Raw genomic sequence first — 19,625 nt, forward strand, 5'->3', positions numbered from 1 at the left:
CTGATTCGTGGCGCGCAAGGAACTCTCCGCCCTCAATGTGAACGAGCCCGCTCCGGCGGTCGCGGCGGTGCGCCCGGACGACAAGGGGCTGAGGGTGCGCAACATAGCCCGCAGCTTCGGCGCGCGTCAGGTGGTGCGTGATGTCTCCCTGACCGTCCAGCGGGGCGAGGTGGCGGGCCTGCTGGGACCGAACGGGGCGGGCAAGACCACCTGCTTCTATATGATCACCGGCCTGATCCCGGCCGACAGCGGCTCGATCTGGCTGGACGGCGAGGACATCACCGGCCAGCCCATGTACCAGCGCGCCCGCATGGGTCTGGGCTATCTGGCGCAGGAGGCCTCGATCTTTCGCGGCATGACGGTCGAGCAGAACGTCATGGCCGGGGTCGAACTGCAGCTGAAAGGTCAGGCGGCGATCGCGGCCGAGACGACGCGACTGCTGGAGGAACTGCGCATCGACCATCTGAGGCACGCCCCTGCGGGCGGCCTGTCGGGCGGCGAGCGGCGGCGGGTCGAGATCGCGCGCGCCCTGGCCGGTCGACCGGCCTTCATGCTGCTGGACGAACCCTTCGCGGGCATCGACCCCCTGGCCATCGCCGACATTCGCCAGGTGATCCGCTATCTGGCCAGCCAGGGGATCGGGGTTCTGATCACCGACCACAATGTGCGCGAGACGCTCGACATCATCGACCATGTCTCCATCATCTCGAACGGGTCGGTCCTGTTCGAGGGCACGGCCGACGCCGCCGTTCACGATCCGGAAGTGCGTCGCGTCTATCTCGGCGAAATGTACGCCTGACCTGAAGGGGAACTGCCGCATGTCCGCCCGTCGTCAGCCCAAGAAGACCGAGACGCTGGAAATCCGGCTTTCGCACGAAGAAAAGCAGACCTTCATGGCCCGCTGTCGTACAGACGGGCTGACGGCCAGCGAGGCGGTGCGCAGCCTCATCGCCGGGCGGGTGTCGCGATCGCCGAAACGCAGGACGGGTCTGGGCTGGACCGTGGCGGCGGCTCTGGGCGCCGGTCTCGCCGTCGGGGCCATCGCTGCGCCCTCCCTGGCCCAGTCGGCCTCGCGGGCGGTTCACGCCCCGGATGACCGCGCGACCTTCCAGCGTCTGGATCGCAATGGCGACGGCGCGATCAGCTTCGCGGAATTCCAGTCTCGCTGACGCCTATTTGAGCCCGTCCTCGGCCAGGGTGTGGGCGACGACGGCGTTGGCGTGCCCGTGCCCCATGCCGAACTCCGACTTCAGCCGGGCGACCAGTTCCATGTGTTTGCCGGGGTAGGCCGCGCGGACGCGCGCCTTCCATTCCGAGATCGGCAGGCCGTAGGTCTTTTCGATGGAAGGGAAGTAGGAGGCAGGGCCGCGGACGGGGGGTTCGGTCATCGGCGTCTCCTGTTGGCCCTCCATTAGAGCGAAGCGGCGTTCGCCGCGCAACGGCCCCGGACCGCTCAGCGGATACGGCGCAGGAAGCGGCCGGGCTGCAGCTTCACCCAGGTCCAGGGCTTGAACAGGCTGGCGCCCGGCTCCCACGAGGCCACGATCCATTCCGCCCGCCCCATCAGGTTGCCGGCGGGCAAGAGGCCGACCCCCACCGAACGGTCGAACCGGCCGTCCAGCGAATTGTCGCGGTTGTCGCCCATGACCAGATACTGTCCCTGAGGCACGATGATGGGCGGGGTGTCGTCGCCGGGCAGGCCGGGACCGCCGTCGTAGGTGACATAGCTGCGGCCGGAGGTCTGGGTCTCGCGCACCTGTTCGACCGTCCGCCAGGGCGCATCGTGGTCCTGGGTCGGGCCGAGCGGGGTCTGGGCCCAGGCGACGCCGTTCACGAACAGCTGTCCGCCCTTCACCTGGGCCGTGTCTCCGGGCAGGCCGATGACGCGCTTGATCCAGGTCTGCTTCGGGTCGCGGGGCAGGCGGAAGACGACCACGTCGCCCCGCGCCGGATCGCGACCGAACAGGCGCTCGCCGGGCGCGCCCATATGGAAGGGCAGGGAGGCGAGGCTCCAGCCGTAGGGGTATTTGGACACCACGATATAGTCGCCGGTCACCAGCCCGGGCTCCATCGAGGAGGAGGGAATGGTGAAGGGCTGGAACAGGACCGCGTGCAGACAGAGGGCCGCCAGCAGGCCGAGGCCGACGGTGCGCACGATGTCGAAGATCTCGTGCAGGGCCGAGGGCGTGGTCGGCTTCGGCGACACTTCGGTGGGGGCGTCGGTCGGGGCGGGGGCGGTGTCGGTCATGCGTCCACACAAGCGTGCGTTCGGACGGGGACCAAGCAAATGCGTGTCCGGACAGGTCGGAAATCGCGTCCGGACGGTGCGGGCCTGTGGGGATCAGGCGCCGCGGCGGCCGAAGGGACGCGCCGGGGCGTCGGCGGCCCAACCTCTGTTCGTCCAGCCTTGGGCCGAAGATAGAGACGGAGCGGCCGCCGGAGGGGGCGGCGCAGCCTCCCGGTCCAGCGGACGCATCATGGGTCCAGTTGATCCGGGGGTGAAATCGAAGATTGGGCGATAGGCGCCGGCGGGTGCGGGCTCGGCGTCTAGGCCCTGTTCCCTCTTGGCCTGGGCGAACAGGGCCTCCAGCCGGTCCTCATCGTAGCCGGAAAAGCCGGATCCGGACGGGTCGTCGACGCCGCCCGGCTGGCGTGGATCCGGCCCGAAGCGGTTCGGACCCTGCGTACCCGGCAGGAGGGTGATGACGAACAGGACCATCTGGCCGATCATGCCGATCAGGCCCAGAAGCCCGGCGGCGCCCAGGCCGGTCAGGGCGGTGGCCAGGAAGGCTTCGCGGCTCGCGCCCGCGCCGACGGCGGCGATGGCGGTGGCGATCGTGCCCAGGGTCATCAGCGAACTCAGGATCGACGGCAGCATCAGGCACAGCCAGACGGCGCCCCGGCCGCTGTCGTGCAGCCGGCGCACGACGACGGCGTAGTTGGGTACGATCAGGCCGGCGATGCTGAGGAAAATCAGTCCCACCCCGATCATCACGCCGGGCGTGGCCTGTGCGGGTTCGCCCTGGTCCATGGCCATCGTCGTCAGCCCCAGCAGCAGCGCGTACCAGACCCCCTGAAGCAGGCTGAACAGCAGGTATTCGCCGCGCGAGGCCCGGCCCCGGAAGTCGGCGTAGCGCAAAAGAGGGCGGAACATCAGCATGGCGAGGAAGCCGCTTCCGTGAATGAACACGAGGCAGCTTAGCCATTGAAGGTGAATTCACAGGCAATCGTCATGGTTAACGCTCGGCCGGGCGCCTGGAGCGGCCGGGCTTAGAGGGGCGTTAACCGCTGCGCCTCATTCTCCCCACAGCAAGTTCCGGGCCAGAGGGGTCCGCTACGGCTTTGGGGCGCAGACGACGTGGTCGGTCAGAGGCTGGAGATCAGGCAGGGCCAGGGGCTGGTCATCACGCCCCAGCTGCAGCAGGCGATCAAGCTTCTGCAACTGTCGAACCAGGAGCTGGACGAGTTCGTCCAGTCCGAGATCGAACGCAACCCCCTGCTCCAGCGCGACGAGCCGTCGGGCGGCGACGCAGAGGTCACGGCGCCGCAGGTCGCCGTGACGGACAACGCCGAACTGAGTTTTTCCGACGACGGGGTGGGCGAGCGCAGCCGCAGCGTCGACGCGGCCGAATCCGACGTTTACGGCGACGCCGCGCCCGGCGAACGCGGCGCCGACCGGATGGGCGACGAAGCCCAGCCCGGGCTGAGCGACTGGTCCGGCGCCGGCAAGGGCGGCGGCAGCTTTTCCGACGGCGAGGGCGGCGAACGTCCCGATCATCGCGCCCCCACCCTGTGGGAGCATCTGCAGGCCCAAGCCTCCTCGGCCGGGTTCAGCGCGGGCGACCATGCGGTCGCCCTGACCCTGATCGACATGGTGGACGAGGGCGGCTACCTGCGCGGCGACCTGAACGAGGTCGCCGACCGGCTGGGCTGCGGCATCGACCGGGTCGAGGCGGTGCTGAGCGTCTGTCACGGGTTCGAGCCGACCGGGATCATGGCGCGGTCCGTGCCTGAATGTCTGAAGCTGCAGCTGGTGGAGCGCAACCGGTTCGATCCGGCCATGGACGCCCTGCTGAACCATCTGGACCTGCTGGCGCGGCGCGATCTGCATGGCCTGCGCCAGGTCTGCGGCGTGGACGCCGAAGATCTGACCGACATGATCGCCGAGCTGAAGGCCCTGACGCCGCGCCCCGGCGCCGGCTTCGGCGGCGAACCGGCCCAGACGGTCATTCCCGACGTTCATGTACGGCCCGATCCGGCCGGGGGCTGGAAGGTCGAACTGAACGCCGACACGCTGCCGCGCCTGCTGGTCGACAAGCGCTATCACGCCACCGTGGCGGCCGGCGCCCGGTCCGAGACCGAGAAGGCCTATGTCGCGGACATCGCCGCCCAGGCCAACTGGCTGGTCAAGTCGCTGGACCAGCGCGCCAGGACGATCCTGAAGGTCGGGTCCGAGATCGTGCGCCAGCAGGACGCCTTCCTGGCCTTCGGGGTCGAGTTCCTGCGGCCGCTGAACCTGAAGACCGTGGCGGACGCCATCGGCATGCATGAATCCACGGTCAGCCGGGTCACCTCGAACAAATACGTCTCCACCCCGCGCGGAGTGTTCGAGCTGAAATTCTTCTTCACCGCCGCCATCCAGTCGATGGACGGGGCCTCGACCCATTCGGCCGAGGCGGTGCGTCACCGCATCAAGTCGATGATCGACCACGAGGTCCGCGACGGCGACATCCTGTCCGACGACCGCATCGTCGAACTGCTCAACGAGGCCGGAATCGACATCGCCCGCCGCACCGTGGCGAAATACCGCGAGGCCCTGAGAATCCCGTCGTCGGTCCAGCGTCGGCGCATGCTCCGGGCGGGTTGAGCCGCAGAAATACGCGCCCTCACGGACAAGGCTTTCCTTCCAAGCTTCACCACAATTCGGTGATCGAGATTGACACCAAACGCAGACCGTCGCGTTCTATCGACATGCAAGTCCAGGTCAGCGGCAAGCAAGTGGATGTCGGCGAAGCGTTAGGCTCGCGCATCTCCCAGGAACTCCAGGAAGGCGTCGGAAAATACTTCGAACGCGGCGGACAAGACGCCGAGGTCGTGGTCTCCAAGGACGGGCACGGGTTCAAGGTGGACTGTTGGGTCCGCCTCGCCTCGGGTCAGAGCCTTGTGACCACCGGGCTCGGCGGGGACGCCCATTCGGCCTTCACCGACAGTCTGGACAAGCTCGAGAAGCGGGTCCGACGTTACAAGCGCCGCCTCAAGGATCACCATATCGGGCCCAAGGGCCTGTCGCCCGAAAAGACCGAAATGGCCGCCGCAGACGTGGCGCGCAGCATCGTCCTGAGAAATCCCGACACGGTCGAGGACGATGTTTTCGGCGCGGCGGGCGAGGCCGACGGCCCACCCCCGGTCGGCATGGTCATCGCCGAAACCCAGTCCGAAATCCGCACCATTACGGTCGGACGCGCGGTCGCCGAGCTGGACATGACCGGCTATCCGCTCGTGCTGTTCAGGAATGCGGCCCATGGCGGGCTGTCGGTGGTCTACCGCCGCCCGGACGGCAATGTCGGCTGGCTGGACCCGGAACGGACGGCGCCTGGAACGAACGGTCACGCCAAACCCAACGGCCAGGCGGCCGCCACCGCCTGATCGACGATCAGGGCTTCCCGAGGGGCGCGGAAGGGTCTAGATGCCCGGCCGCGCCTTCGGGTGGATGAAGGTCAAGGTAAGAGATGGACATCGGTGATTTGCTCGCGGAGGGCGGCGTCGCTCTGCGCGGAGGCGCTTCGTCGAAGCGCCAGGTTCTGCACATGATCGCCGAGACGGCCGCCCAATGCCTTGGGCTGGACGAAGCCCGTGTCCTCGACTCCCTGATGGAACGCGAGGCTCTGGGCTCGACCGGACTGGGGTCCGGCGTCGCCGCCCCCCATGCCCGGATCGAGGGGCTGGACGCCGTCCGAGGCGTTTTCCTGCGTCTGGATACGCCCGTGGCCTTCGACGCCATGGATGATCGGCCCGTGGATCTGATCTTCGCCCTATTCGCGCCGCCCAAGGCCGGGGCGGAACACCTGCGGGCCCTGGCGGCCGTGTCGCGCGCGCTGCGGGCGCCCGAGATGCGCGAGAAGCTGCGCCACGCCCGCACGGTGGACGCCCTGCGCGCCCTGTTCGTCCGCGACGAGGCCGCCACGGCGGCTTGATGCAGGGCGCTGTCGCGCCGCGCTAACGCTCGGCTCGCGGAGCCTCGCTGCTTGAGCGCAGATTCGGTGCGCTATGTTCGCGACGCGGTCGCTCACGACTTGCGCGCAGAAGCTCCGCCAGACCTCTATGCCCCGGACGTGCCTTCAGTGGACCGAGACCGGGTCCAGTTCGTGGGCGACGGCGGCGGCGAAGGCGGTCTCGCGGTCCAGCATGACGGCCAGACGCTCGCCGTCGGCGCTGTGGACGGCATAGAGAATCTGGTCCGGGTCGATGTCGAGGCGTTGCCCCTCACCCGGCGCGGCGTCGGCCAGGACGTCGGCGGCGCTGATCTCGCGCACATAGACCAGATCCGGGGCGCCGAGGCCGGCGAATTCGGTGGTGTTCAATTTGCTCATGGGCGTCATGGGACCGCCTCCTTCAGTCTGTGAACGCTCGACGGACCGATCCGGCTCCGGGAGCGTATGGGGTCAGCCTGCGCTGATGGGGATGCGCCGCACGATCTGGGCGTCCTCGGGACGGGTCAGATCGACGTGCAGCAGGCCGTGTTCCAGTCGGGCGCCGACGATTTCCAGCCCGTCGGCCAGAACGAAGCTGCGCATGAAGCCGCGCGCGGCGATGCCTCTGTGGAGAAAGGCCTGATCTTCTCCCGACGCCTCTCGCTTGCCGGAGACGGTCATCTGGCGGCCCTCGAGGGTGACCGACAGGTCGTCCGGCGTGAAGCCCGCCACCGCCAGGGTAATGCGCACGTCGCGCTCGCCGCGCTGCTCGACATTGTAGGGCGGATAGCTCTCGGCCGCGGCCTTGGCGGCGCGGTCGATAAGGGCGCGGGTCTGGTCGAAGCCCAGCAGGAAGGGGCTGTCGAACAGGAGGGTGCGTGTCGTCATGGCTCAGTCCCGATCTAGCGACTGCGATCCGGGCGTCCCCCGACATCGGCGGGACGCGGACCGTGACGAATAGATAGGGCGTATCCGGCGCGGTTCAATCCGCAACCGATCAGGCTTCAGATCGGTCTGCGGGCCTCAGATGCGGATGTCGAGCAGACTGCCGGGGCGCAGGGGACGATCCGGGTCCGGAGCGGCTGTCGCGCGGGTGGTCGGCGTGATCTGGGGCGTCAGGGTCCGTGACGGGTCGGACCGGGCGGTCGAAGCCTGAGACGCCGGCGGCTGGGCGGCTGGAGCCGTCGCGCCGCCCCCGGTCTGGCCCAGAGCGGCGCGGAAGAAGGCGGCCTGGGCCTCGCGCGCGGCGCCGCCGGGCGCGGGCGCGGTGGGCTGGCCGAAGGCAGGCAGGTCGGGACGGATCGCGCTCATATCGACAAGGTTAACGAAACCTGTCGAAGAAGGGTTAACACGATCCCGTCAGCGGGCGCGTTATCTGGAGCGGGAGGTCGCGGTCGGCGGCGCGCGGGGCGGGGCCTGCAGGGCCGCGACCAGGCGGTCGATCTCGGCGTCGTCGAGAAGCGGACCGGACTGTTTGGCCACGACACGACCGAGGGCGTCGACGGCGAAGCTCTCGGGCACGCCCGAGACCCCAAGGTCCAGCCCGGCGCGGCCCTCCCGATCGACCAGCACCATGCTGTAGGGGTCGCCCAGCTCATCGAGGAAGGCGGCGGTGGCTTCCGGCTCGTCCTTGTAGGCGACGCCCACCACGGCCACGCCCCGGGCCTTCAGCGCCATGAGCTTCGGGTGTTCCAGACGGCAGGGCGCGCACCAGCTGGCGAAGACGTTGACGATCATCGGCCGCCCGACGCCCGCAGTCTTCAGGTCCACGTTCTGGGGCCCGGCCACGCCGTCCTGAAGGATCGGCAGGACGGTCTCGGGAACAGCCTGGCCGACAAGCGCATCCGGCTTGTAGGTCGGGTCGCCCTGACGGACGACCCAATAGACGAACAGGCCGGCGAGGCCGGCGAGGACGACCAGGGGCAGCAGCGCTAGCCAACGCTTCATGCCGGGTCCGCCTTCTCGGCGTCCAGCGCCGCCAGTTCGCGGCGGCGGCGGCGCGAGGCCATCAGGGTGCGGGCGACGAGGCCGCCCAGAACCAGGGCCGTGATCCCCCAGGCAGGCCAGACGAAGGCGGCGTAGGGGCTCATGTCCAGATCGATCACCGCGAGATCCTCAAGCGGCCCAGGCGGCGCGGGCGCGAAGCGACAGGATGCGCCGCCGCGTCACCTCCGTCCGGATCGCCGTCAGCCACAGGGCCAGGAACAGGGCCCCGTAGGCCGCCATCATGGTCAAAAGGGGTGTCAGGAAGACCGGGTCCAGACTGGTCCCGCCGGCGCGCAGCAGGGAGGCCGGCTGATGCAGGGTGTTCCACCAATCGACGGAGAATTTGACGATCGGCAGGTTGATGAGCCCGACCAGGCCCAGGACGGCGGCGGCGCGGGAGGCCTTGGCCTCGTCGTCGATGGCCGACCTCAGGGCCATGTAGCCGAGGTAGAAGAGAAACAGCACCAGCACCGAGGTCAGGCGCGCGTCCCAGACCCACCAGGTCCCCCACATCGGCCGGCCCCACAGGGAGCCGGTGACCAGGGCCAGGGCGGTGTAGGCCGCGCCGGGCAGGGCGGCGGCCCGGGCGGCGGCGTCGGCCAGCGGGTGGCGGAACACCAGCGACAGGAAGCTGCAGACGCCCAGCGCCGCGTAGATCATCAGGCCCAGGGAGGCGGCGGGGACATGGACGAACATGATCCGCACCGTATCGCCCTGCTGGTAGTCGCCGGGCGCGGCGAACGACAGCCAGGTTCCGACCGCCAGCAGCACGCTCGCCGCGCCCCAGACCCAAGGGACCAGGGGGCCGGTGAAGCGCATGAAGCGCTCGGGATTGGCGAGGCCGAACATGGCGGCGGCTTACCGGGCCGGGCGCCGCTCGGCAAGGGATCGGACGGTCGCGGCCGGCCCCGGGGCGTCGCGGACTGGCGCGCCGGCCGGGTCGGCCGTAGGATCGGCGAGCCGGGGGGCAGTTCACGATAGGAGACTCGTCTTGATGTCCCGACCCCTTCCGCGTTTTTCGGCCGCCGTTCCCGCCTGGGCCATGATGGCGGGTCTTGCCCTGTCGGCCTGCGCGGCCACAGGGGCGGTCAGGCCCAACGAAGAGCTCGCCAAACTGGAATCCGACTGCAAGGATCGGGGCGGAATCCTGACGCCGAGCGGTCGCGCGACAGGGCGTGAGAACCTCGACAATGTCTGCCGCATCTCGGGCGGGCCATCTGATCGACTGCGGCCGCAGAACTGAGCCTCCGGGTCGGGCCCACGGCGCGAATCTAGTGGTTGTCGCGGGGGTTGCCGAACCGGTCGATGATGCGGTGGTATTTGACGGCGGGTTCGAGCACGGCGCCCGAGCCCAGCTGTCCGACCGTGGCCCTCTGCATCTCCTGCCACGGGGTCTGGGACGGCGGGATCTGGAAGCCTCCTGCCGCATCGAGGGCTGAGCGGCGGGCGGCGAGTTCGGCGTCGTCGATCAGGACATCGACCCGGCAGGTGTTCAGATCGACCCGCACCGGATCGCCGCTCCTCAGCAGGGCCAGGTTGCCGCCGGCCGCGGCCTCGGGCGAGGCGTTCAGGATCGAGGGCGAGCCCGAGGTGCCCGACTGACGCCCGTCGCCGATGCAGGCCAGGGCGCGAACGCCCTGTTTTATCAGGTGCGCGGGCGGCCGCATGTTCACCACCTCGGCCGCGCCCGGATAGCCGAGGGGCCCGGCGCCGCGCATGAACAGGATGCTTTTCTCGGTGATGCCCGTGGCGGGGTCGTCGATGCGGTGGTGGTAGTCTTCCGGCCCGTCGAAGACCACGGCCGGGCCCTCGAAGGCGTTCGGGTCGTCGGGGTTGGACAGGTAGCGTTCCCGGAACTCGGCGGCGATGACGCTGGTCTTCATGATGGCGTTGTCGAACAGGTTGCCGCTGAGGACGAGGAAGCCCGCGTCCTCGACCAAGGGGGCCTGCATCGTCCGGATCACATCAGGCAGGACGATCTCGGCGGTTCGGCAGTTGTCGCCGATGGTCCGGCCGTTGACCGTCATCGCGCCTTCGCGGATCAGGCCCGCGCCCATCAGTTGGTTGACCACGGCGGGAACGCCGCCCGCCTGATGATAGTCCTCGCCGAGATAGGTTCCGGCGGGCTGGAGGTTGACCAGCAGGGGCACGGCGTGGCCGACGGTCTGCCAGTCCTCGATGGGCAGATCGACGCCGACGTGGCGGGCCAGGGCGGTGATATGGATCGGGGCGTTGGTCGAGCCGCCGATGGCCGAGTTGACGACGATGGCGTTGTGAAAGGCGTCGGGGGTCAGGATGTCGGAGGGCTTCAGGTCTTCCTGGACCATCTCCACGATCCGCCTGCCGGTCTGGTAGGCGATCTGGGGTCGTTCGCGATAGGGGGCCGGGATGGCGGCCGAGCCCGGCAGGGACATGCCCAGGGCCTCGGCCAGGGAGTTCATCGTCGAGGCCGTGCCCATGGTGTTGCAGTAGCCGACCGAGGGCGCCGAGGTGGCGACCAGGTTGATGAAGCCCTCATAGTCCAGCTCGCCCCGCGCCATCATCTCGCGCGCCGTCCAGATGATCGAGCCCGAGCCGATCCGCTCGCCCTTCAACCAGCCGTTCAGCATGGGGCCGACCGACAGGGCGATGGCGGGGATGTCCACGGTCGCGGCCGCCATCAGGCAGGCTGGGGTGGTCTTGTCGCAGCCGATGGTCAGGACGACGCCGTCCAGCGGATAGCCGTAGAGCAGTTCCACCAGACCCAGATAGGCCAGGTTGCGGTCGAGGCCCGCCGTCGGCCGCTTGCCGGTCTCCTGGATCGGATGGACCGGGAATTCCATGGCGATGCCGCCCGCTTCGCGGATGCCCTCGCGCACCCGCTTGGCCAGTTCGATGTGGTGGCGGTTGCAAGGGCTGAGGTCCGAGCCGGTCTGGGCGATGCCGATGATCGGCTTGCCCGATCGCAGCTCCTCCAGCGTCAGGCCGTAGTTGAGGTACCGCTCCAGATAGAGGGCCGTCATGTCCGGGTTGTCCGGATTGTCGAACCAGGCGCGGGAGCGGAGCGGCTTTGTCATCGGTATTCTCTGAGGAGCTTTACTCAGACAATTAGCGAAGAGCGCCCCTTATGGCAACCGGGTGCTACCGGTGTCATTTCTTGCCCATCGCCCCCGATGTTTGCGCCAGAGCGTGGTTGACCAGGGCCTCCATCGCCGCGCGCGCCTCGTCGGCGTCGCCGGCGGCGACCGCGTCATAGACCCGCCAGTGCTCGGGCATCGGATCCGGCGGCAGTTTGCGTTTGCGCTGCTTGTAATGGGTGGTCCACCGGACGCCGGCGCCGATCGTCGAGGCCAGGCTGATCAGGGGCGGATTGCCGGTCGCGATCAGCAGGGTCTGGTGGAAATCCCGGTCGGCGGACTGACCGGCCTCCGTCTTGAGGGTCAATCGCTCCATGTCGTTCAGCGCCTGTCGCATCTGGCCGAGTTGCTGGGTCGTGCGACGCACGGCCGCCAGGGCGGCGGCGGCGGGCTCGACGATCAGGCGAAGTTCGAACAGGCCGTCGACCATGCTGCGGCTGGGCTCGCTCTCGAAGAACCAGGCCAGGACATCCGGGTCCAGCAGGTTCCACCGCTCCATCGGCAGGACGCGCGTGCCGGTCCGGGGGCGGCTTTCGACCAGCCCCTTGGCGGCCAGGATGCGGATGGCCTCGCGATAGGCGCTGCGGGACACCTGGAGTTGCTCGCTGAACTCGATCTCGTTGGCCAGGACGTCGCCGGGCGGGCGTTGGCCCGAGACGATCGCGATCCCGAGATCGCGAGCGATGGCTCCGTGCAGGCGTCCGGGCCTCGAAGGCGTGCGGGCGAGGGCGAGATCGGTCTTGGGAGGCATGGAAAGCTCCAGGGGTGTCGGACAGTTTCTACAGGATTTTTGACGCGCGGCGACCATTGACCGGACCTCGCGATCAGCCCTATGGTCATGGTAGCGCTATCATCATCGGGTCAACCGGTGGGTTGTACAGGGAGAGACGAAATGACCGACAAGGGCTTGATGGGCGCTCAGCTCGGCCGGCGCACGCTGCTCGCCAGTTTCGTATCGACGATCGCCATGACCCAGATGCCTGTCGCCGCCCGGGCGCAGGACATGGCCCGGCCAGGACGCGACGCCCTGTATCGCGACCCGACAAAGCCTGTGGATCAGCGGGTCGAGGACCTTCTCCAGCGCATGACGCTGGAGGAGAAGGTCGCCCAGATGGTCGGGATCTGGGAGACCAAGGGCCTCATCCAGAACCCCGCCGGCGACTTCGACGCGACCAAGGCGACCGCCGCCTTCCCGCACGGCCTGGGCCAGATTTCACGTCCGCAGGACAAGCGCGGCGTCGATCCCAGCCTCAACGGCGCCGCCGGCGCGGCGGGGGACGCGGTCAACAGGACCGGCCGCGAAACCGCGCAGTACGTCAACGCCGCGCAGAAATGGGCTGTCGAGAACACCCGGCTCGGCATTCCGCTGATCCTGCATGAGGAAGCCCTGCACGGCTACGTCGCTCGCGGCGCGACGAGCTTCCCGCAGTCCATCGCCTTGGCCAGCACCTGGGATCCACCCCTGCTGACGCGGATATTCAGCGTCGCGGCGCGGGAAATGCGCGCCCGGGGCGCACAGCTCGCTCTCGCGCCCGTAGTGGACGTGGCGCGCGATCCGCGTTGGGGCCGGATCGAGGAGACCTATGGCGAGGACCCGCATCTGGTCGGAGAAATGGGCATCGCGGCGATCCGCGGCTTCCAGGGCGACACCCTGCCCCTGGCGCCTGACAAGGTCTTCGTCACGCTGAAACACATGACCGGCCACGGCCAGCCCGAGAACGGCACGAACGTGGGCCCGGCCAATATCTCGGAGCGGACCCTGAGGGAGAACTTCTTCCCGCCGTTCGAGCGCGCCGTCACCGAGCTCCCCGTCATGGCCGTCATGGCCTCCTACAACGAGATCGACGGCCTGCCCTCCCACGCCAACCGCTGGCTGCTGCATGACGTCCTGCGCAAGGAGTGGGGCTACAAGGGCTCGGTGGTGTCCGACTACTTCGCGATCCGCGAGCTGAACACGCGTCACCGGATGTTCGCCTCCATCGAGGAGGCCGCGATCCGGGCCATGGACGCCGGCGTGGACGTCGAACTGCCCGACGGCGAGGGCTACGCCAAACTGCCGGCCCTCGTGAAGGACGGGAAGGTCGATATCGCCGCGATCAACGATGCGGTGCGTCGCGTTCTGACGATGAAGTTCCAGGCCGGGCTGTTCGAGGCGCCCTATGTCGATGCGCGCCGCGCCGACGCGCTCACGGCCACGCCGGACGCCGTCGCCCTGGCCCGAGAGGCGGCGGCCAAGGCGATGGTCCTGCTCAAGAACGCCAACCAGACCCTTCCGCTGGATGCGTCGAAGATCTCGCGGATGGCGGTGCTGGGCACCCACGCCCGCGACACGCCGATCGGCGGCTACAGCGACGTGCCGGCCCATGTGGTCAGCGTGCTCGAAGGCCTCCAGGCCCAGGCCGCGGGCCGGTTCACGGTCGACTACGCCGAGGCGGTTCGGATCACCAAGAGCCGGTCATGGAGCGCCGACAAGGTCGAGCTGGTCGAGCCCGAGGTCAATGCGGGCCTGATCCGCGAAGCCGTGGCCACGGCCCGCAACGCCGACGTCATCGTCATGGTGCTGGGCGACAACGAACAGACCAGCCGCGAAGCCTGGGCCGACGAGCATCTGGGCGATCGCGATTCGCTGGAGCTGATCGGCCAGCAGAATGATCTCGCCCGCGAGATCTTCGCCCTGAACAAGCCCACCATCGTCGTCCTGCTAAACGGCCGACCCCTGTCGGTGAACTATGTGGCCGAGAACGCCGACGCCCTGATCGAGGGCTGGTATCTGGGTCAGGAGACCGGCCACGCCGTCGCCGACGCCCTGTTCGGCAAGGTCAATCCCGGCGGCAAGCTGCCCGTTTCGATCGCGCGGTCCGTCGGGCAACTGCCGATCTTCTACAACTACAAGCCCACGGCGCGCCGCGGCTATCTGTTCGACGAAACGACCCCCCTGTTCCCGTTCGGTTTCGGCCTGTCCTACACGACCTTCGACATGTCCGCGCCCCGGCTGGCGCGCGCCACGATCGGCCGTTCCGACAAGGTTCGGGTGGAGGTTGATGTGACCAATACCGGAGCGCGCGCCGGAGACGAGGTCGTCCAGCTCTATGTGCGCGACGATCATGCTTCCGTCACCCGCCCGGTGCTGGAGCTGAAGCACTTCAAACGCGTCAGCCTGGAGCCCGGCGCCCGGACCACGGTGTCGTTCGAACTGACGCCGCGCGACCTGTCGTTCTGGAACATCGACATGGAGCGGGTGGTGGAGCCCGGAACCTTCACGATCAGCGCCGGTCCCAACTCAGTTGACCTGAAGACCGCGACCTTGACCGTCTCGGCCTGATCGTCCGCCCCCTTGACACATCACCCGGACGCCCCGAAGCGGTAGCGCTAACAACCAAGACCGGACGTGCTCGGCCGGCCAGGACCCCATGACGCAGATCACTCCCTACCTGCCCGCCGACTGGCGCGACGCCCTGCTCCTGGGGCGGATCCAGAGACCCGAAGGCCCGACCCCCGTGCTGGTTCGTGAGGGGCGGGTGCTCGACATCTCCCGGTTCGCGCCGACCACCGCAGAGGCCTGCGCCACGCCCGGTCTGCGGAGCGCGTCCGGCCCTGACCTGGGCGCCCTCGACGCGATGGAATTCTCCGTCGCCTGGGACGAGACATCCTCGCCCGGCGAGACCCTGCTGTCGCCGCTCGACCTCCAGTGCGTGAAGGCCTCCGGCGTGACCTTCGCCGTCTCGGCTGTGGAGCGGGTGATCGAGGAACGGGCGCGAGGCGACGCCGGACGGGCCCAGGAAATCCGCAGCCAGCTGGCCGAGCGGGTCGGCAGCGACCTGTCGGCCGTCAAGCCGGGATCCGACCAGGCGATGGCGCTCAAGGCGGCCCTGATCGCGGACGGTCTGTGGTCGCAGTATCTGGAGGTCGCCATCGGCAAGGACGCCGAGATCTTCACCAAGGCGCCGGTGCTGTCGTCCGTCGGCTGGGGTGACTGGATCGGGGTGCGGTCGGACAGCGCCTGGAACAATCCCGAGCCCGAGGTGGTGGTCGTCTGCGACCCCTCGGGCACGCCGGTCGGCGCCGCTCTGGGCAACGACGTCAATCTGAGGGACATCGAGGGGCGCAGCGCCCTGTTGCTGGGCAAGGCCAAGGACAACAACGCCTCCGCCGCGATCGGTCCCTTCATCCGGCTGTTCGATGAAGGCTTCACCCTGGACGACGTGCGGTCGGCCGAGGTCTCGCTCGAGGTCCGTGGCGACGACGGCTTCGTCATGAGCGGAGCCAGTTCGATGAGCCTGATCAGCCGCGATCCGCTGGAGCTGATCGGCCAGACGGTCGGCGCGGCCCACCAGTATCCGGACGGCTTCGCCCTCTATCTCGGCACCATGTTCGCGCCGATCCAGGATCGCGACGCCCCGGGCCAGGGCTTCACCCACCATATCGGCGACCGGGTTCGGGTCTCGTCGGAGCGCCTCGGCGTGCTCGAAAACAAGGTCACGACCTGCGAGCAGGCGCCGCCCTGGACCCTCGGCATCTCGGGCCTGATGCGAAATCTTTCTGGCCGCGGCCTGATCGGAGGCGTGGCATGAGCGAGGCGATCTATCCGTCGCTGAAGGGGCGACTGGTCGTGATCACGGGGGGCGGCTCCGGCATCGGCGGGGGCCTGACCGAGGCGTTCACGAAACAGGGCGCGCGCGTGGTCTTCCTCGATCTGGCCGAGGCCGAGTCCCGCGCGCTGGAGAGCGAACTGGCCGCGATGACCCCGGCGCCGCGCTTCGTCCCGTGCGACCTCAAGGACCTGTCGGCCCTGAAGGCTGTGCTCGAAGCGATCATCGAGGAACACGGGCCGGTGGACGTCCTGGTGAACAACGCCGCCAACGACGATCGCCACAGCCTGACCGAGGTGACGCCCGAATACTGGGACGACCGGATCGCGGTGAACCTGCGGCATCTGTACTTCGCCGCCCAGGCCGTCGCCCCGGCCATGCGGACGGCGGGGCGCGGGGTGATCCTGAACCTGGGCTCCATCAGCTGGCATCTGGGTCTGCCGGACCTGTCGCTCTACGAGACCGCGAAGGCGGGCATCGAAGGCATGACCCGGGCCCTGGCGCGGGAATTGGGGGTCGACGGCGTCCGCGTCTCGTGCATCGTGCCGGGCAATGTCAAAACCCCGCGCCAGATGAAATGGTACACGCCCGAGGGCGAGGCCGAGATCGTCGCGGCGCAATGTCTGAAGGGGCGGATCGAGCCCCGGGACGTCGCGGCCCTGGCCCTGTTTCTGGCGTCCGACGACGCCCGGTTCATCACGGGGCACGAGTATTTCGTGGACGCCGGCTGGCGTTAGGCCAACGGTTCAACAGGGCCGACAGAGCCCATCGGGAGGAAGACGGATATGGCTGGACCAACAGGGGGGCTTTCGGGTCCCGATATCGCGGGCGCTGACCGCGTCAACATGGGCTTCATCGTCCTGATCGTGGCTGTCGCCACGATCGGCGGCTTCATGTTCGGCTACGATTCCGGCGTCATCAACGGCACCCAGGACGGGCTGGAGAGCGCCTTCAACCTGTCGGCCCTGGGCACGGGCTTCAACGTCGGCGCCATCCTGCTGGGCTGCGCCTTCGGCGCGTTCGGCGCCGGACGACTGTCGGACCTGATCGGGCGCAAGGGCGTCATGCTGGTCGCGGCCGGCATGTTCATCATCAGCGCCATCTGGGCCGGCGCCGCCGACACCTCGGCCCACTTCATCATCGCCCGCTTCATCGGCGGACTGGGCGTCGGCGCGGCCAGCGTTCTGGCCCCGGCCTATATCTCTGAAGTCACCCCGGCCTCGATCCGCGGACGGCTGTCCAGCATCCAGCAGATCATGATCATCACCGGCCTGACCGGCGCCTTCGTGGCCAACTATGCTCTGGCGGCGACGGCGGGCGGCTCGACGGCCGAGTTCTGGATGGGTTACCCGGCCTGGCGCTGGATGTTCTGGCTGCAGGTCATTCCGGCGGCCATCTATCTGCTGGCCCTGCTGCTGATCCCCGAGAGCCCTCGCTATCTGGTGGTCAAGGGCCGCGACGCCCAGGCCGAGGCCGTGCTGACCAAACTGTTCGGCGCCGGCGCCGCGCGGCGCAAGGTGGAGGAGATCCGCGCCTCGCTGAACACGGAGCACAAGCCCCGTCTGTCGGACCTGCTGGATCAGACGACGCGCAAGGTTCGCCCCATCGTCTGGGCCGGCCTGATCCTCGCGGTCTTCCAGCAACTGGTCGGCATCAACATCGTCTTCTACTACGGCGCCGTCCTGTGGCAGTCGGTGGGCTTCTCCGAGAACGACGCGCTTCAGATCAACATCCTCTCCGGCGTCCTGTCGATCGCCGCCTGCCTGGCCGCCATTTCGGTCATCGACAAGATCGGCCGCAAGCCGCTGCTGCTGATCGGCTCGGCCGGCATGGCGGCGACCCTGGGGACCATGGCCTGGTGTTTCTCGCAGTCCACCCTCGTGGACGGCGCGCCGCACCTGCCGGGCAATGTCGGCGTGATCGCCCTGATCGCCGCCAACCTGTATGTGATCTTCTTCAACTTCAGCTGGGGCCCCGTCATGTGGGTCATGCTGGGTGAGATGTTCCCGAACCAGATCCGCGGCTCGGCCCTGGCCGTCGCCGGCTTCGCCCAGTGGATCGCCAACTTCGCCATCTCGGTCAGCTTCCCGTCGATGGCGGTCGGGCTGGGTCTGCCGGTGACCTACGGCTTCTACGCCGCCAGCGCCCTGATCTCCTTCTTCCTCGTCCAGGCCTGGGTGAAGGAGACGCGTGGGCGTGAACTGGAAGACATGCAGGGCTGACCTCCCTGAAGGTCTGACAAATACAGCCGGGCGGCGCTCCCTAGCCGCCCGGAACTCCATCAAGGATGGTTCTCATGACCGACACCCTCGACCTGTCGCACTGGATCAACGGCGAGAAGGTCACCCTCGACCGACCCGGCGAGAGCCACAATCCGTCCAACACGAACGAGATCGTCGCGCGGACCCCCAAGGGCGGGGCCGCCGAGGTCGATCAGGCTGTCGCCGCCGCCAGGGCCGCCTTCCCGGCCTGGTCTGAGGCCTCGCCCGAGGTTCGATCCGACATCCTCGACAGGGCCTCCAACCTCCTGATGGAGCGTCGCGAGCAGGTCGGTCGGCTGCTGTCGCGCGAAGAGGGCAAGACCCTGCCCGAGGGCATCGGCGAGACGGCGCGCGCCGCCCGCATCCTGAAATACTTCGCCGGCGAGGCCCTGCGCGTCCACGGCCAGAACCTGATGTCGGTGCGGCCCGGCGTGGAGATCCAGACCTATCGTCAGGCGGTGGGGGTGTTCGGCCTGATCACGCCCTGGAACTTCCCCATCGCCATTCCGGCCTGGAAGATCGCGCCCGCCATCGCCTTCGGCAATACGGTCGTCATCAAGCCCGCCGGCCCGACGCCCGCGACGGCCGAGGCCCTGATCGCCATCCTGCATGAGGCCGGCCTTCCCAAGGGCGTGGTCAATATGGTCATCGGCGACGGCGACGTGGGCCGCGCCATCGTCGCCCACAAAGACGTCGACGGCCTCAGCTTCACCGGTTCGCAGGGCGTCGGCGCGGGCGTCGGCAAGGGGGCGATGGAGCGTCAGGCGCGGGTGCAGCTGGAGATGGGTGGCAAAAATCCGCTGATCGTTCTGGACGACGCCGATCTCGACCGGGCCGTGGCCATCGCCCTGGACGGCTCCTTCTTCGCCACCGGCCAGCGCTGCACGGCCTCGAGCCGGCTGATCGTCCAGGACGGGATCCACGACCGCTTCGTCCAGGCCCTGGGTGAAAAGGTGCGGGCGCTGAAGGTCGGCGACGCCCTTGATCCGACAACCCAGATGGGTCCGGCCGTGTCCGAGAGCCAGATGGAGACCAGCTACAAATACATCGACATCGCCCGCTCGGCCGGGGGGCGGATCGTCACCGGCGGCGAGCGGCTGAACCTCGACAATCCGGGCTGGTATGTGCAGCCGACCCTGATCGCGGACACGACGCCCGACGCCGTCATCAACACCGAGGAGGTCTTCGGCCCGGTCGCCTCGACCATCCGCGTCAAGGACTATGAGGAGGCCCTGGCCATCGCCAACGGGGTCGAGTTCGGTCTGTCGGCGGGCATCGCCACGACCTCGCTGAAGTACGCCCGCGACTTCCAGCGCCGCGCCAGGGCCGGGATGGTGATGGTCAACCTGGCCACCGCCGGGGTCGACTATCACGTGCCCTTCGGCGGCTCGAAGAAGTCGAGCTATGGCGCGCGGGAGCAGGGCTTCGCGGCGGTGGAGTTCTTCACCCAGCAGAAGACCGCCTACAGCTGGAGCTGATCGC

At 68.5% G+C, this 19,625-nt stretch carries 22 protein-coding genes; 11 read left to right on the plus strand and 11 right to left on the minus strand.

Annotation, left to right across the window (positions count from 1 at the left end; all coding sequences use genetic code 11):
- The first annotated feature begins 7 nt into the window (after window positions 1-7).
- Both lptB and ACT6QK_RS06410 read left to right on the plus strand, forming a co-directional pair.
- Window positions 8-799 carry an LPS export ABC transporter ATP-binding protein gene (lptB, locus tag ACT6QK_RS06405; protein WP_444596984.1) on the plus strand — a complete coding sequence of 264 codons (792 nt, stop codon included), beginning with the start codon at window positions 8-10 and terminating at the stop codon, window positions 797-799.
- 19 nt (window positions 800-818) lie between these two features.
- Window positions 819-1,169 carry an EF-hand domain-containing protein gene (locus tag ACT6QK_RS06410; RefSeq protein ID WP_444596985.1) on the plus strand — a complete coding sequence of 117 codons (351 nt, stop codon included), beginning with the start codon at window positions 819-821 and terminating at the stop codon, window positions 1,167-1,169.
- Between the two features lie 3 nt (window positions 1,170-1,172).
- On the opposite strand, the gene ACT6QK_RS06415 is transcribed toward ACT6QK_RS06410, so the two are convergent.
- From ACT6QK_RS06415 to ACT6QK_RS06425, 3 genes are all read right to left on the minus strand, one after another.
- Window positions 1,173-1,388, minus strand: coding sequence for a DUF4287 domain-containing protein (locus tag ACT6QK_RS06415; protein ID WP_444596986.1), 216 nt, complete (start codon window positions 1,386-1,388; stop codon window positions 1,173-1,175).
- Window positions 1,389-1,453: 65 nt separating this feature from the next.
- A complete protein-coding gene (lepB, locus tag ACT6QK_RS06420) occupies window positions 1,454-2,248 on the minus strand; it encodes a signal peptidase I (protein WP_444596987.1) in 795 nt (264 codons plus the stop codon).
- Window positions 2,249-2,341: 93 nt separating this feature from the next.
- Window positions 2,342-3,190 (minus strand): DUF805 domain-containing protein, encoded by an 849-nt coding sequence (locus ACT6QK_RS06425; RefSeq protein WP_444596988.1) that lies wholly within the window; start codon window positions 3,188-3,190, stop codon window positions 2,342-2,344.
- Between the two features lie 168 nt (window positions 3,191-3,358).
- Between ACT6QK_RS06425 and rpoN the strand changes: the two genes are divergently transcribed.
- The 3 genes from rpoN (at window position 3,359) to ACT6QK_RS06440 (ending at window position 6,194) form a co-directional block, all read left to right on the plus strand.
- On the plus strand, window positions 3,359-4,867 hold the full coding sequence (rpoN, locus tag ACT6QK_RS06430; RefSeq protein ID WP_444596989.1) for an RNA polymerase factor sigma-54: 1,509 nt from the start codon (window positions 3,359-3,361) through the stop codon (window positions 4,865-4,867).
- Between the two features lie 104 nt (window positions 4,868-4,971).
- On the plus strand, window positions 4,972-5,646 hold the full coding sequence (hpf, locus tag ACT6QK_RS06435; protein WP_444596990.1) for a ribosome hibernation-promoting factor, HPF/YfiA family: 675 nt from the start codon (window positions 4,972-4,974) through the stop codon (window positions 5,644-5,646).
- A gap of 83 nt (window positions 5,647-5,729) precedes the next feature.
- Window positions 5,730-6,194, plus strand: a complete 465-nt coding sequence (locus ACT6QK_RS06440) for a PTS sugar transporter subunit IIA (RefSeq protein ID WP_444596991.1) — start codon at window positions 5,730-5,732, stop codon at window positions 6,192-6,194.
- Window positions 6,195-6,338: 144 nt separating this feature from the next.
- Here the strand turns inward: ACT6QK_RS06440 and ACT6QK_RS06445 are convergent, their stop codons facing one another.
- The 6 genes from ACT6QK_RS06445 to ACT6QK_RS06470 form a co-directional block, all read right to left on the minus strand.
- On the minus strand, window positions 6,339-6,599 hold the full coding sequence (locus ACT6QK_RS06445) for a DUF1150 family protein (protein WP_444596992.1): 261 nt from the start codon (window positions 6,597-6,599) through the stop codon (window positions 6,339-6,341).
- Between the two features lie 63 nt (window positions 6,600-6,662).
- Window positions 6,663-7,079, minus strand: coding sequence for an Hsp20 family protein (locus tag ACT6QK_RS06450; protein ID WP_444596993.1), 417 nt, complete (start codon window positions 7,077-7,079; stop codon window positions 6,663-6,665).
- 135 nt (window positions 7,080-7,214) lie between these two features.
- Window positions 7,215-7,502: a hypothetical protein gene (locus ACT6QK_RS06455; protein ID WP_444596994.1), complete on the minus strand. Its 288-nt coding sequence runs from the start codon at window positions 7,500-7,502 to the stop codon at window positions 7,215-7,217.
- A gap of 60 nt (window positions 7,503-7,562) precedes the next feature.
- Window positions 7,563-8,138 carry a DsbE family thiol:disulfide interchange protein gene (locus ACT6QK_RS06460; RefSeq protein WP_444596995.1) on the minus strand — a complete coding sequence of 192 codons (576 nt, stop codon included), beginning with the start codon at window positions 8,136-8,138 and terminating at the stop codon, window positions 7,563-7,565.
- Window positions 8,135-8,296, minus strand: coding sequence for a heme exporter protein CcmD (gene ccmD, locus ACT6QK_RS06465; protein WP_444596996.1), 162 nt, complete (start codon window positions 8,294-8,296; stop codon window positions 8,135-8,137). The genes ACT6QK_RS06460 and ccmD overlap by 4 nt, the downstream gene beginning before the upstream one ends.
- Window positions 8,297-8,306: 10 nt before the next feature.
- Window positions 8,307-9,026, minus strand: a complete 720-nt coding sequence (locus ACT6QK_RS06470) for a heme ABC transporter permease (protein ID WP_444596997.1) — start codon at window positions 9,024-9,026, stop codon at window positions 8,307-8,309.
- A gap of 145 nt (window positions 9,027-9,171) precedes the next feature.
- On the opposite strand from ACT6QK_RS06470, the gene ACT6QK_RS06475 reads away from it, so the two are divergent.
- A complete protein-coding gene (locus tag ACT6QK_RS06475) occupies window positions 9,172-9,420 on the plus strand; it encodes a hypothetical protein (RefSeq protein ID WP_444596998.1) in 249 nt (82 codons plus the stop codon).
- A 28-nt stretch (window positions 9,421-9,448) separates the two neighbouring features.
- Here ACT6QK_RS06475 and ACT6QK_RS06480 read toward each other — a convergent pair whose 3' ends face one another.
- Both ACT6QK_RS06480 and ACT6QK_RS06485 read right to left on the minus strand, forming a co-directional pair.
- Complete coding sequence (locus ACT6QK_RS06480) at window positions 9,449-11,233, minus strand: IlvD/Edd family dehydratase (RefSeq protein ID WP_444596999.1); 1,785 nt, start codon at window positions 11,231-11,233, stop codon at window positions 9,449-9,451.
- 73 nt (window positions 11,234-11,306) lie between these two features.
- On the minus strand, window positions 11,307-12,044 hold the full coding sequence (locus ACT6QK_RS06485) for a FadR/GntR family transcriptional regulator (protein WP_444597000.1): 738 nt from the start codon (window positions 12,042-12,044) through the stop codon (window positions 11,307-11,309).
- Window positions 12,045-12,203: 159 nt separating this feature from the next.
- On the opposite strand from ACT6QK_RS06485, the gene ACT6QK_RS06490 reads away from it, so the two are divergent.
- The 5 genes from ACT6QK_RS06490 (at window position 12,204) to ACT6QK_RS06510 (ending at window position 19,621) form a co-directional block, all read left to right on the plus strand.
- The gene (locus tag ACT6QK_RS06490) at window positions 12,204-14,615 is read left to right on the plus strand and encodes a glycoside hydrolase family 3 N-terminal domain-containing protein (RefSeq protein WP_444597014.1); all 2,412 of its coding nucleotides are present in this window, start codon (window positions 12,204-12,206) and stop codon (window positions 14,613-14,615) included.
- 88 nt (window positions 14,616-14,703) lie between these two features.
- Window positions 14,704-15,864 (plus strand): fumarylacetoacetate hydrolase family protein, encoded by a 1,161-nt coding sequence (locus tag ACT6QK_RS06495; protein WP_444597001.1) that lies wholly within the window; start codon window positions 14,704-14,706, stop codon window positions 15,862-15,864.
- Entirely contained in the window at window positions 15,861-16,619 is a 759-nt protein-coding gene (locus ACT6QK_RS06500) for an SDR family NAD(P)-dependent oxidoreductase (protein ID WP_444597002.1), read from the plus strand. Before ACT6QK_RS06495 ends, ACT6QK_RS06500 begins: the two co-directional genes overlap by 4 nt.
- Window positions 16,620-16,667: 48 nt before the next feature.
- Window positions 16,668-18,104: a sugar porter family MFS transporter gene (locus ACT6QK_RS06505; protein WP_444597003.1), complete on the plus strand. Its 1,437-nt coding sequence runs from the start codon at window positions 16,668-16,670 to the stop codon at window positions 18,102-18,104.
- 74 nt (window positions 18,105-18,178) lie between these two features.
- Window positions 18,179-19,621 carry an aldehyde dehydrogenase family protein gene (locus tag ACT6QK_RS06510; RefSeq protein WP_444597004.1) on the plus strand — a complete coding sequence of 481 codons (1,443 nt, stop codon included), beginning with the start codon at window positions 18,179-18,181 and terminating at the stop codon, window positions 19,619-19,621.
- Window positions 19,622-19,625: the final 4 nt, after the last annotated feature.

Origin of the sequence: Brevundimonas sp. (genome assembly GCF_052436175.1) — a bacterium.
Classification (GTDB): domain Bacteria; phylum Pseudomonadota; class Alphaproteobacteria; order Caulobacterales; family Caulobacteraceae; genus Brevundimonas.